The sequence below is a fragment of the Pseudomonas sp. SCT genome (assembly GCF_003864275.1).
Taxonomy (GTDB): Bacteria; Pseudomonadota; Gammaproteobacteria; order Pseudomonadales; family Pseudomonadaceae; genus Stutzerimonas; species Stutzerimonas stutzeri_AE.
The window spans coordinates 131,867-144,327 of record NZ_BDJA01000003.1 but is presented as its reverse complement, the minus strand read 5'-3'; the positions used below and the strand labels follow the sequence as shown (position 1 = coordinate 144,327).

Here is a 12,461-nt window from a genome sequence, read left to right as displayed (position 1 = left end):
ATGTCTAACAGTGATTGAACAGAGTTCTAACACCCCCCCCCTCAAGGTGCCTCACTCGGAAAAGGGCCTTCGATTCCCAGCGGGACAGAATTGTTTTTTGAGGTGACATTTATTTTCCCAGTCGGGCTTTTTCTAAAGATTCCCCAGGGCATAAATCCGCTGGGGGCACGGGGGTTTTACCCACGTTTTTCTTTATTAGATGGGGTCTCAGATTTTTCCCCCAGATTCTTAAAGGCCACCCGTAGGGCCGGTGCGACAACCAAGGAAAAAACGACCAGTACCCAGTAAACAGCCTGTAGCTTTCCCAAGGTATGTCCTACTGCTTTACTCAAGTATTGCAAAAAGAAGCCCCAAGACCCGAAGGCCAAGGAGCTTAAAAACTGATCCTCAAAGAAAGAGGAACCAATTGACCGCCAGTTGTCGGCATGTGGTCTGGTTGGTAGGACGGCCCCAGGGATCACCCAGGGCTCATTCCTTAATGACGGTAAGCGGTGCCTTACGGAGCCGCTGGGGCATCGCTGAGCAATAGCTGTTTGATGATCGGAAGGGCTACCGTAGTGGTCTCCCATTCGGCACCACCCAGCTTCACCTCAACCATCGCAGTGGCCATCACGTCTACCACAGCGGAGACCTCAAGGTCCCAGCTCTGAGTCGAAGCGTTGCGGCTCAGCTCAATACGCCAGACATCACCGTTCTGGTCCTCACGGAAGGACAGCAGGGCGAATGCCTTGGGAACCAAGAAGATTCCACGGTCATCACCGCTGTAAACCTGAACACGGGTCCCCACCAGCTCATCAATGTCCTCAAGGCCAGCCCGTTGGGCGGCACGGTTGAGCATTGGACGAAGGCCCACGGGGATCAACACTCCGAACTCAGAGACATCCCGACCCCAGTAGGTGTCGAGGTGGGTCGCCAGGATGTCCAGCAGGTCCTCAGCTTGGGCAGCGGGGGAGCCGCTCAGCGAACCGGCATAAGCCGTAGTGACCGAGGGTTGCCCTTCGAGGCTCTCAGCGATCTTACCGGCCAGGGTTAGCTCAAGGTCTCCCAGGAGCTTCTCTCCGGTCTGGGTCATGCTGCGCTCAGTGAAGCCAAACATGACGGTGTGATCGAAGATCGACACACGCCCCGATACCAGGATGCCGACCTCTGGGGCCTCCATGGAGACCAGCGAGCCAGCCGAAGCGGAGCCCTTGCCCACGGTGCGACCATCGTAGGTCTGGCGGGGATCGAAGGTAACGGAGCGGTCCTCCATTAAGGCGACCTGAGGCGCAGTCGGCTGGGAACCGAAGGGGCGAACCTCGGAGGGAAAAGCGGTGTTCATGTTCTCCCGCCACTCCTCACCATTAAGGTGCTCGTCTGCGGCCTCATACATAGCCTGGGCATAGACCGCCGGGTCAGTAGCCGCCATGTGGTCCGCTCGGATGTCTGAGGTGTGGAAGGTGGCCTGGGTAGCAGTCTGGCCGTGCGCCGTGGTGATGCTCTGGGTGTAGACGCTATCGGGTTTCTTGTACTGGAAAGGTTTCATTGTCTGGGTAACTCCTTTTGATGTTTAGGCGCGCTGGGTGCGGACACGGGCGAAGTGCTCACGAATCTCGCGGGCCTTGCGTTCCTTCTCTGCGTGGTAGTCGGCAAGCTCTTGGCGGGACGGCTCACGGCATCGCTCAGCGTTAGCGCGGGCCTCAGCTTGCAGGCGCTCCTTTTCCCGCTGCTGTTCGAGCAAGTGGCCCCGATAGATTCGGGATGCCTCAGTGGTCGCCTCAAGGCTCAGCCCAGCGTTATCGAACGCCTCAGCTACCTTGATGACCGCTGCATGGTTCTGGCCTTTAGAGGCCACCATCAGGGGCAGCAGGATCGACTCAACGTAGCTACGGGCCAGCTCTTGGCCGTTCACGTTGGCGGTCTCGGGAGTTACGGCTGTGATGTTGATGTTCATTTTGGGTAGGTCTCCTATCCCATAGAGCAATCCCCCAGTCCGCACGGCAGGCGCGACAAGACACAAGGAGACGTGAACACGCCGACCCTGAGGGTTTGCTCTATGGATTCTTGGTTTCGGTTAGATGCCCAGCGGTGGGCAGTTGGGCCTCAGGTGGGGAGCTGAGGGTGTTGCAGGTGGATCAGCTCACTGGTTCGCAGCGGGCAGTCATATCGAACATGACAGGCAAAAGCATGGCTTGGCGGAAGTCCAAGGAGGCACGCTCAAGGATGGCTTCGAGTTCACCAGCGGGGAGCTTTTGCTTGTCTGTGAGGTACGCCAGGAAGCGCTCTTGGAAGTGGTCCTTCCCGGCTCGGTAGGCGCTCTTGGCGGCATGGAAGACACGACGGGCGCAGGGTGTACTCAGGGCAGCATTGAGCCGCTCACAGAGGTCCGAGGGGCACCCAGGGCCAGGAACAAGGCGGTAGCGCATTAGCAGCCCTCCCGGTTGGTGTTACGGCGTCCCAGTGCGGCCAGCTTGGCTTCCTGAGCCTTGCGCTGACGGTATGCCTTAGCGGCTGGGGTCTGGGACTGAGGGCCTCGCTTTAGGGCCTTCCAGTCGCACTTATCGTTGAAGGTCATGCGCTTGAGGATCGCGGCGCTATGGCTACGGCCAAGATCGGTCATCACCTCAGCGACTATCTCAGCGACCTCGGGACGCTCAAGGACGGCCTCGAAGGCATCGAAAACCATATCTTTGAAGTCATCTGAGACCCAGCCGGCATACTCAATTGTTGCCCGTTTTGTCGCTAAGATTCGATGGCCAGTCTTACCCAGGTTTTGCACGTCCAAATTTTGGCTTTGCAAAAGGCGGTCTTTGTCCTTGCCGCGCCAGCGTCCCGGAGCCTTGCCCTTGGGCAGCTTCAATGCCTGCCAGATGTCCGTCAAATCCCATTGGCCCGCATTGTTCGCCTTGAAGGCTTGGCCCTCAATGACGATCAGGTGGCCAGCGTGCTTGTGCTTGATGTCGATATTCATTTTGTCTGTTTTCCTTTTGGTAGCGCCCTTCAGGTCGCACCCACAGCCGGTCATCCAGACCCCAGACAAGGGAACCGGCGTGGCATGAAAGGCGCTATCAGAAAGACTGGATTGATGACTGCCCAGCGACGGGCGAGGGGACAACCTGGGTGGGTGTCCTATCAGTGAGGGTTTTAAATGGGTGACTCTGGGTTGCCCTGAAGGTAGTCGGGATCATGGTCTGCCAAGACCTGGCCCCACCTAAGGACACTCAATGTCCAAGGGATAACCAAAAGACCACTTAGAGTTAAAGATTGATAAAAGATATAAGAATATGATCCCTTAGAATCTTTAGGTTCTTAATGCCACCCGTGTGTCTGCAAGCATCACTGGGGCCACCACCTCCCAGGGACGACCGGGACACACCCGGCTTACTTGCAGCTCACCCCGGCTCGACTACCGGGTCCACGGCTCTGGGTCCCTACGCTGAGTCAGCAACGGGTCATGCCAGTGGAAACAAAAGGGTCACCCCTGGCGCTCAGCTTTTGGCTGGCGTCCTTCTGGGGAAGTCGATTGGGTTGCCAGCGGACTGGCGGTAGGAGGGGCATCGTGTGTCCTCTCCTATTAGTGAGGGCTTTTGGGAGCCCCGTGGCACTAAGGCTACAGAGGAGGTGCTGGCGAATCCCAGTGGGCAGTCATCGCCAGAATGCTGGCCTCCTTCTTCTCGTACCGCTCACAGAATCGCTGGGACCACTCAGGGTGCAGGCTGAACGTGTTCCCTTCGCAATTCGTCACGATCAACTCTGAGCACTCCATAACCAGCTCAAGGAGGCGGCAGGCGGTCTTTCCCTGGGTGTCTGTGATCGGCTGCTTTGCGGTGCCCAGCATTAGATAGCTCAGCGCCTCGCTCACGGGGACGACCCCTTGATGCTCTACGAGGAGGCGGAGGGTCCGCTTTAGGACGCTACGGGCAAGGGCTTCGACTGTCAGCTTTGACTTGGGAAGGCTTGTGTCTTGATTGAGGGCTTGGACATAGCGAGGCACAAATGCGGCAGTGAGCGGCTTATAGCTGGCTTGGATGACACGAGGGTGGAACGGAGGGAGTGCGGCAATAGCGGTGTGCATACGTGAAGCTCCTACTGAGGAATCTTAGGATTGAGTGCTTACGTTGCATTGCATTACGTTGGGGACCCGGTGGCCTTTGGCCTGGGTGCTCTTACCAAGGGAGCTGGCGAAAGCGGGGCCATCATAGGGCTACTACGGATTAAGTCCAGTGTTTTTGCGAACTGACCAGCGAAGTCCTGAGAGGTCTGGTCCTGGGCCTCATTTACGTCGAACTTGCCGGTCTTGCGGATGGATGGCAGGACCACCCCGGTGACCCACTTGCGGAATGGCTCGGAGGCCGGTGCGTGGCCCCGTAGGAGCATCTGGTAGACCACAGACTCAGGGAACAGCCATGCGTCTCGCCACCTTGTCCCAACATTACGAAGGGGAGCCAAAGTAGGGAGATTCCCCGCCATGACTTCAACATCGCGCCCCCGCAGGGTTCCAGCGGCTTTCTTATGGTTCTGAGTGGACCACTTAGGGTCCTTTAGGCCAGCCGCTCGTGCCACCTGGGTAGCGATGAACAGCAAGGGATGCTCTGGGTGACCCACGAGGATGTCCAGCTCGATGCCGCTACGTTCGGTAGTCGATCATCAGCAGAAACACCACAAGGGCGACAACTCCACCCGTGATGAACCACTCTCGAAAGTTGAGTGTGTTAAACCAATCCAGCGTGGCGACGATGGCGTCCATGTCATTTACTCCTTGGTGGTGGTCAGGCAGTCCCTGAGAACGGCTATCAGCTTCGATACTGGCACACTGCTTCCATAAGCGTCATACGAGATTGACCCGGAGGCATGCCCAAGGATCGCCTGTGTGAACGGGAGAGGCGTTCCCTTGGACTGGAGTCTGGAGGCCATAGAGTGACGCAGGGAGTGGAGCGTCTGGTTTTTCTCCCGGTCCTCGCCAAGCGCCTCCTTGAGCAATGCTCCCAGACCACGGCTGGCGTTCATTGCGTTGATCCCGTTGTCAGACGGCAGGGCACCCGCTTGGACTGCTCCAAGGAAGGCCGTCAGGTCAAACCCGAAGGCCCCATCGACCAGAGGGACCAGACGGTTGCTGTAACGGTTCTTTAGGCTTTTCCCTGGGCCATTTTCGTTAATGTCGATACACCAGTAGCCGTCTATCTGCTTGATGTCTTCCTTGGTGAGCTGTGCGATTTCACCCACACGAGCCCCAGTGATCGCCAGAAGGGACAGGCCCCAGCGTTGCCAGGAGGTCGCAGGGAGTCCGTTGGCGTGGCTCATGGCCTTCGCTACCTGGGTCTCGGTGAAGCCCTCTCGCTTGCTCGTGGTGTTCTTGGTGAGCTTGAGCTTGGCGGTATACGCCTTCTTGATCAGATCATTCGCCTCGGCCCACTTGAGGACCGTGGTCAGCGCAGCCAGCAAGGTGTTCACGGTGGACGCCTCGCGGGACTCAAGAAGGTTCGTCCTCACAGCTATCAGGTCCTCCCGCTTGTGCTTGCTGAGGTCGGAGACCCCGACAGCCTCGAAGGCCCGCCCGATGACCGTATGGGCAGTCCGCAGGGCTCCCACGGTGGAAACCTTCACGTTTACCGAGTGCTCCGCCATGTAGCTATCCGCCAAGTCCTCCCAGGACAGTGGCGTGGCTTCTCCAACGAGGGCACTCATAGCGGCTTGAGGTGCGCCTACAGATAGAGACGGAGAGACGCTCGCTTCTCTATCGAATGCCTTGTCCTGATCGATTTCATCTATGATATCGGCCAAGCCCTTAGGGTGACCTTGAAGGCGTCTTTCTGCTGCTCCCATGATCTTACGACCCAACTCGACAGCCTTCGCTTGAGGTGGCGTGAGCGATGCCGTGCAAGCGATCATGTGCAGCTCTTCACGGATATCCGAATAGACGAGCCCCTGGGTGTCCAGTAGCTCCCAGTCGGTAGGAGTCGCCAGAGCGTCCTCTGCGATGGACCTGAGGTGGTCGCGGAGTTCTCCCCAGGTAGCGTCGGGATTCTCAAGGTGGAAGGCCCTGAGCGTCGATAGGAGCTGCTTGCTGGTGGTCATGGCTGTTGATCTATCACTGGAGCGAAGGGAAAGCGTACACGAGCCCGTAGAGCGCAGGGGGCGGACCCTGAGGTAGTAGACGCCTGAGCGCCTGTAGTGCCAGGGCTTGGCGAGCGGGACTTCTAACACGGTTCTAACAATTGGCGACGCTGCTTGAGTGTCCATCGGCTGAAACCCTTGTAATTGCTGGGTCTCACGTCCTTTCTTCCGATTGAAACAGAATCTTGCCGAGATGATTGATCGCAGCCGAGACGCTGGAGCCGAGGTGCTGCTGTTGGGTATGCGTATGCCGCCAAACCTCGGGCAGCGTTACACCCGCGCTTTCGCCGACGCGTTCGACTCGCTCGCTGCGGAGAAACCTGTGGCTTATGTGCCGTTCCTGCTGGAGGGTGTCGGTGGCGTTGCGGGCATGATGCAGGCTGATGGTATTCATCCGACTGCAGAGGCGCAGACCCAGTTGCTGGAGACCGTCTGGCCAGCGCTCGAACCCTTGCTTTGAGGCGTGGGCGCAGCTACTGTCGCGCCCTCGATTGGAGCCTCAGATGTCGCGCTCAGCCAGGACCCTTTACGCTTATCGAATCATCGTGCCGGACGAGCAGTACGACATGTTCGCCTGCCGCGAAAATCGACTGCATCTGGCGTTGCGTCAGCTTGAGCTGAGCGGCAGTGCAGACCGGACCCTCTGTGGTGGTCTGTTGCCAGCCCAACCTCGCTGGAAGGAGCTCGAGCGCGCCACATTGAAGGACCGGCAACTATGCCCGAACTGTCGGCAGTTGCTGGAGGCTCGACGCAAAGGCCTTCCGTCTGCCGTTGCGGCCTGGTAGCTCAATTTTTCACCAGTTCAAGTACAATCGCACCATTTCCATAGCTCAAGTTTCAAGGATCTCTGAATGCCCTCGCGCGCGTTTGCAGTCGCCTCCTGTTTGTCATTCGCTGCTTTGCTTTCGGCAGGCACCAGTGCGGCCCTCGAGCTGCCACTGCCGCCCGAGGGTGAGGACATCGTTGGTCAGATTCAGGTCATCAAGGCCAAGTACGAAGACACCTTCGCAGCAATTGGTGAAACCCATGATCTCGGTTATCTGGAGCTGGTTGCGGCCAATCCGGGAGTCGATCCGTGGTTGCCGGGCGAGGGCACCGACATCATCCTGCCGACCCGTTTCATCCTGCCGCCGGGTCCGCGTGAAGGCGTCGTGATCAATATTGCCGAGTACCGCCTGTACTACTACCCGCAAGGCGAGAATGTCGTGCATACCTTCCCGCTTGGAATCGGGCGCGAAGGATGGGGCTCGCCGGTCGGTAACACGCGTATCTCAGCGATGACCAGCAACCCTGCCTGGTACCCGCCGCAGTCCATTCGTGACGAGCACGCCGCCGATGGCGATCCGCTGCCGACGGTGGTTCCGCCGGGGCCGGATAATCCGCTGGGCCCGTACAAGATGAGCCTCGCGCTTCCCGGTTACCTGATCCATGGCTCGAACAAGAAGTTCGGTATCGGTATGCGGGTGAGTCACGGTTGTTTCCGCATGCTCAATCACAACGTGCTGGAGCTGGCGAAGATGGTCAAGGTGGGGACACCGGTGCGGATCATCGACGAGCCCTATAAATTCGGCGTGAGCGAGGGCAAGGTCTACCTGGAAGCCCATGCACCGCTGGAAGATGGCGAACAGAAGACGCTCACCCTGATGGACAAGCATGCAGTCGTCATCAATACGCTGCTCAAGCGTGACGAGGCTGCCGGTAAGCTGCATCTGGACTGGGAAATGGTCCGCGAGATCATCGCTGGGGAGGATGGCTTGCCGATTCAGATCGCCGAGCAGCGGACGGAAGTGGCCGTCCATGAGGAGCAGTTGTTCTAACTGCTTTTCTGCGAGAATAAAAAAAGCCGACCTTGCAGGTCGGCTTTTTTATTTTCTACAAGCTTACTTGCGGCTGGCGCGTTCCAGCATACGCAGAGCACGCTCGTTGGCTTCGTCAGCAGTCTGCTGAGCCTTCTGAGCGGCGGCCAGAGCTTCGTCGGCCTTGCTGTACGCTTCGTCAGCGCGAGCCTGGGCGCGAGCAGCGGCGTCTTCGGTCGCGGTCAGGCGAGCTTCGCTTTCTTTGGTCATGCTGTTGCTGCAACCGGTAGCCAGTACTGCGGCCAGAGCCAGAGCAGAGAATTTCAGAACGTTGTTCATCTTGTTCCCCTTAAGGTGGAAATCCATAAAGCAACTTCCGTTATGGAAAGTTTGCGCGCACATACTACCTATAACTTAGCTTAAGTAAACTGAGCTGGCTGCGGTACTACAGGTTTTTTTTCAAACCGCCTTTGCTTTAGCTCTCATCTCCGCAAGTTGGATAAAAAACATCCAGCGAGCCTGGTTTACATAGCGTCCTAGTTGCCAGATCCCTCTGCCAGTCAAAAGTTCCGGCCGCGCCGTGCACAAATAATGCGCAACAGGAGGCTGGTCGAATCGGAGCGAAACAGGTAGAAAAGACACCTGTGTATGTTTGGGTTACGGATATAGCGCGATCTGCCGTAGCCCGCCGAGAACAAGAAGACAGGGCGATCCTGCTGAGGAGTCGAAATGAGCGACACGGTGCGCGTCCGCCATGATCTGGCGGGTCATCGCTTCGAGGCCGATATCGATGGCCACTGCGCCTACCTGGCGTACATGGACCTGGGCAAACAAACGCTGGATATTTACCGTACCTTCGTACCTGACGCGCTGCGTGGCCGCGGAATTGCCGCGGTGCTGGCGCAACATGCGCTCGATTACGCCGAGCGCGAGGGATACCAAGTCATTCCGTCGTGCTCCTATGTCGAGCGCTATATCGAGCGAAACCGGTTGAAGCCGGAAGACACCTGCTCGAAAGCATAAAAAAACGCCGCAGAGCGGCGTTTTTTCGTTTCAGGTGCGCTGCCGCTTGGGCAGAACGTCCTTGAGCTTGTCGTGCATGCTCATGACCGCTTTCTCGGTGGTGTCCCAGTCTATACAGGCGTCGGTGATGGACACGCCATACTTCAGATCGCACAGATCTTTCGGGATCGCCTGGTTGCCCCAGCCAAGGTGGCTCTCGACCATGAGCCCAACGATGGAGTCGTTGCCTTCCAGGATCTGGTTGGCGACGTTGTCCATCACCAGCGGCTGCAGCGCGGGGTCCTTGTTCGAATTTGCATGGCTGCAATCGATCATGATGTTCGGGCGGATACCAGCCTTGGTCAGCTCCTGCTCGCACAGTGCAACGCTGACCGAATCGTAGTTAGGCTTGCCATTGCCGCCGCGCAGCACGACGTGGCCGTAGTTGTTGCCCTTTGTGGTGACGATGGAGACGCCGCCGGACTGGTTGATGCCAAGGAAGCGATGCGGGCTGGAAACCGACTGCAACGCGTTGATCGCGACGGTCAGGCTGCCGTCGGTGCCATTCTTGAAGCCAACTGCCGAGGACAAGCCTGAAGCCATCTCGCGGTGCGTCTGTGATTCCGTGGTGCGGGCGCCGATGGCCGACCAGCTGATCAGATCCTGCAGGTACTGCGGCGAGATGGGGTCGAGTGCTTCGGTCGCAGTCGGCAGGCCCATTTCGGCCAGGTCGAGCAGCAACTTGCGGCCGATATGCAGGCCATCCTGGATCTTGAACGAGTCGTCCATGTACGGATCGTTGATCAGGCCTTTCCACCCAACGGTGGTGCGTGGCTTCTCGAAGTAGACCCGCATGATCAGAAACAGGCTGTCCGATACCTTCTCAGCCAGCACCTTCAGGCGCTCGGCATATTCATGGGCGGCCTTCAGGTCATGGATGGAGCAGGGGCCGATCACCACGAACAGGCGGTGATCCTTGCCATCGAGAATGTCACGGACCACCTGGCGACCGTGGGAAACGGTGTGCAGTGCGGAGGCGGTCAGCGGAATTTCACGCTTCAGTTGCTCCGGCGTGATCAGGGTCACGTTGGAGGCAACGTTGAGGTCGTCGATCGGTAAATCAGCCATTTGTTACTCGTCAGGAATCACGGGAGCCGTCCGCCAGCGATCCCGGTGCGGCGGAACATAGCCTGAGGGCGCAGCGGGGAAACGGAACCTTAGCGCTAAAGGGCTGGCTCGACAACGAGATTGATGGCCTATTGAGGCGATCGGCATGCTGCGCCTGGTGTGGTAGGTGGAGGCGCTGTGCCAGGCACTGCCGGGCTGCTATCGTTCGAGTTTTCAACTGGTTGGCGCCGGGTGCAGCCAGCCCATGGATCTGGAGTGCGTATGTCTGCAGCAAGTCCACGTATCGGCATCGTTGGTACCGGTGCCATCGGCGGGTTCTATGGCGTGATGTTGGCCCGCGCCGGTTTCGATGTGCATTTTCTGCTGCGCAGTGAGTACGCCGCCGTTCGTGAGCGAGGGCTGCAGGTCAACAGCGCTGTGCACGGCCCGCTGCCACTTGCGCAGCCTCAAACCTACTGTGATGCGGCGCAGATGCCTGCTTGCGACTGGCTGCTGGTCGGCGCCAAGAGCACCAGCAACGATGCGCTGGGCCCCATCATCGCGCAGCTGGCGGCGCCTGGTTGCAAAGTCGTGGTGCTGCAGAACGGGTTGGATGTGGAGGATGCGATCAGGCCGTACTTAGCTGATAGCGTGCATCTGCTGGGTGGGCTGTGCGCGATCTGTGCACATCGCTCGGCGCCTGGTGTGGTTGAGCATCAGGCCCTGGGCGGGGTGAACCTCGGCTATCACTCCGGACCCGCAGGCGATGATGCGCAAGCACAGCTCGCCCTGCTGAACGAGATGGTTGAGATGTTCCGCCAGGCGGGCGTGGATTCATCGGCCATGCCCAGTCTGGCGCAGGCGCGCTGGATGAAGCTGGTGTGGAACGTACCGTTCAATGGTCTCTCGGCGCTGCTTGATGCAGGTACAGAGGCCCTGCTTGGCAATGAAGACTCGCGCTCGCAGATCAAGGCCATCATGCAGGAAGTCTGCGCGGCGGCGCAGGCGCTGGGGCATACGATGCCGGAGGATTTCACCGAAAAGCTCCTGATGGGCACCGCGCGGATGCCTGATTATCTTCCCAGCATGTACCACGACAGGTTCCAGCGTCGACCGATGGAGCTCGACGCGATCTATGCTGCCCCGCTTGATGCTGCCGCTCGCGTAAATGTGGCCATGCCCAAAACGGAACTGCTGTACCGCGCGCTCCGCTTTCTGGACGCACGCGCCTGCGGATGATGAGGAATGCAAAAGCGGCGTCCGTCGCGCAGGTCGCTTGCTGGCTGAGCCAACCAGACCAAAGGTCGCACAGCAAAAAACCGACGGAAGGCCTATCATCAGAGGCACACCGTTCATATGGTTATAAGTGCGGCAGGCGCAGCGGTGCCTTTAGCCTTGAGGGATTTCTATGAAGCTTCAGCAACTGCGTTACATCTGGGAAGTGGCGCACCATGACCTCAACGTTTCGGCAACCGCCCAGAGCCTTTTTACCTCTCAGCCCGGTATCAGCAAGCAGATTCGTCTACTCGAGGACGAGTTGGGCGTCGAGGTCTTTGCCCGTAGCGGCAAGCATCTGACCCGGGTGACGCCCGCGGGGGAGCGCATCATCACTACCGCAGGTGAAATCCTGCGCAAATGTGAAAGCATCAAGCAGATCGCCCAGGAGTTCTCCAATGAAAAGAAGGGCACTCTGAGCATCGCCACCACTCACACCCAGGCACGCTATGCGTTGCCGCAGGTAATCAGCAGCTTCATCAAGCAGTATTCTGACGTTTCCCTGCACATGCATCAGGGGACGCCGATGCAGATTGCCGAAATGGCTGCCGACGGGACGGTTGATTTTGCGATTGCGACCGAGGGGCTGGAGCTGTTCGGCGATCTCGTAATGATGCCCTGCTACCGCTGGAACCGCTGCGTGATCGTGCCCCAGGGCCACCCGTTGGCGAAGCTCGACAAGCTCACTCTGGAGGCATTGGCCGAACACCCGATCGTCACCTACGTGTTCGGCTTTACCGGGCGGTCCAAGCTAGACGAGGCATTCGGCCATCGCGGTCTCGTACCGAAGGTCGTGTTCACGGCGGCCGATGCCGATGTGATCAAGACTTACGTGAGGCTCGGGCTCGGTGTGGGCATCGTCGCGCGTATGGCAGTCGACCCCAAGCTGGATGCGGATCTCGTCGTGCTCGATGCCAGTGAGCTGTTTGAATCCAGCGTGACCAAGATCGGCTTCCGTCGCGGCACTTTCCTGCGCGGCTTCATGTGCGACTTCATCCAGCAGTTCGCCCCGCATCTGGATCGCGACATGCTGGAGAAGGCCATTCAATGCCGCAACAAGGTGGAGCTGGATGAGCTGTTCGACGGAATGGAACTCCCCACCTATTAGTTTCTGATGTCCAGGTTGGGCTACAGTCCCGACCTGCAGCGGTTCAATGTCTCGTCCTCGTGATCGATGCAGTCGAGCGG

13 protein-coding genes and 1 pseudogene are annotated in these 12,461 nt (G+C 58.7%); 6 read left to right on the top strand and 8 right to left on the bottom strand.

Annotated elements, in window-relative coordinates; genetic code table 11:
- Positions 1–496: 496 nt before the first annotated feature.
- From BHD08_RS09140 to BHD08_RS09120, 6 genes are all read right to left on the bottom strand, one after another.
- Entirely contained in the window at positions 497–1,525 is a 1,029-nt protein-coding gene (locus BHD08_RS09140) for a hypothetical protein (RefSeq protein ID WP_125021677.1), read from the bottom strand.
- A 24-nt stretch (positions 1,526–1,549) separates the two neighbouring features.
- Positions 1,550–1,933 carry a hypothetical protein gene (locus BHD08_RS09135; protein WP_125021674.1) on the bottom strand — a complete coding sequence of 128 codons (384 nt, stop codon included), beginning with the start codon at positions 1,931–1,933 and terminating at the stop codon, positions 1,550–1,552.
- 471 nt (positions 1,934–2,404) lie between these two features.
- Positions 2,405–2,950, bottom strand: coding sequence for a hypothetical protein (locus BHD08_RS09130; RefSeq protein ID WP_125021672.1), 546 nt, complete (start codon positions 2,948–2,950; stop codon positions 2,405–2,407).
- A 639-nt stretch (positions 2,951–3,589) separates the two neighbouring features.
- Positions 3,590–3,841: a hypothetical protein gene (locus BHD08_RS22925; protein WP_148098506.1), complete on the bottom strand. Its 252-nt coding sequence runs from the start codon at positions 3,839–3,841 to the stop codon at positions 3,590–3,592.
- Positions 3,842–4,107: 266 nt separating this feature from the next.
- Entirely contained in the window at positions 4,108–4,584 is a 477-nt protein-coding gene (locus BHD08_RS23480) for a Bro-N domain-containing protein (RefSeq protein ID WP_375708246.1), read from the bottom strand.
- 147 nt (positions 4,585–4,731) lie between these two features.
- A complete protein-coding gene (locus BHD08_RS09120; protein WP_160128639.1) occupies positions 4,732–6,054 on the bottom strand; it encodes a tyrosine-type recombinase/integrase in 1,323 nt (440 codons plus the stop codon).
- A 208-nt stretch (positions 6,055–6,262) separates the two neighbouring features.
- Here BHD08_RS09120 and BHD08_RS09115 point away from each other — a divergent pair.
- From BHD08_RS09115 to BHD08_RS09105, 3 genes and pseudogenes are all read left to right on the top strand, one after another.
- Positions 6,263–6,553, top strand: a pseudogene (locus tag BHD08_RS09115) (SGNH/GDSL hydrolase family protein); the annotation flags it as partial.
- Positions 6,554–6,596: 43 nt separating this feature from the next.
- Positions 6,597–6,878 carry a hypothetical protein gene (locus BHD08_RS09110; protein ID WP_015277123.1) on the top strand — a complete coding sequence of 94 codons (282 nt, stop codon included), beginning with the start codon at positions 6,597–6,599 and terminating at the stop codon, positions 6,876–6,878.
- Between the two features lie 66 nt (positions 6,879–6,944).
- Positions 6,945–7,910 carry a L,D-transpeptidase family protein gene (locus BHD08_RS09105; RefSeq protein ID WP_015277122.1) on the top strand — a complete coding sequence of 322 codons (966 nt, stop codon included), beginning with the start codon at positions 6,945–6,947 and terminating at the stop codon, positions 7,908–7,910.
- 63 nt (positions 7,911–7,973) lie between these two features.
- Here the strand turns inward: BHD08_RS09105 and BHD08_RS09100 are convergent, their stop codons facing one another.
- On the bottom strand, positions 7,974–8,228 hold the full coding sequence (locus BHD08_RS09100) for an Lpp/OprI family alanine-zipper lipoprotein (protein WP_003294452.1): 255 nt from the start codon (positions 8,226–8,228) through the stop codon (positions 7,974–7,976).
- 390 nt (positions 8,229–8,618) lie between these two features.
- Between BHD08_RS09100 and BHD08_RS09095 the strand changes: the two genes are divergently transcribed.
- Positions 8,619–8,912: a GNAT family N-acetyltransferase gene (locus BHD08_RS09095; RefSeq protein ID WP_015277121.1), complete on the top strand. Its 294-nt coding sequence runs from the start codon at positions 8,619–8,621 to the stop codon at positions 8,910–8,912.
- 30 nt (positions 8,913–8,942) lie between these two features.
- Here BHD08_RS09095 and BHD08_RS09090 read toward each other — a convergent pair whose 3' ends face one another.
- Entirely contained in the window at positions 8,943–10,019 is a 1,077-nt protein-coding gene (locus tag BHD08_RS09090) for a 3-deoxy-7-phosphoheptulonate synthase (RefSeq protein WP_015277120.1), read from the bottom strand.
- Positions 10,020–10,280: 261 nt separating this feature from the next.
- Between BHD08_RS09090 and BHD08_RS09085 the strand changes: the two genes are divergently transcribed.
- Positions 10,281–11,237, top strand: a complete 957-nt coding sequence (locus tag BHD08_RS09085) for a putative 2-dehydropantoate 2-reductase (protein WP_125021668.1) — start codon at positions 10,281–10,283, stop codon at positions 11,235–11,237.
- Between the two features lie 169 nt (positions 11,238–11,406).
- Positions 11,407–12,381 (top strand): HTH-type transcriptional regulator CysB, encoded by a 975-nt coding sequence (gene cysB / locus BHD08_RS09080; RefSeq protein ID WP_125021666.1) that lies wholly within the window; start codon positions 11,407–11,409, stop codon positions 12,379–12,381.
- Positions 12,382–12,461 lie beyond the last annotated feature (80 nt).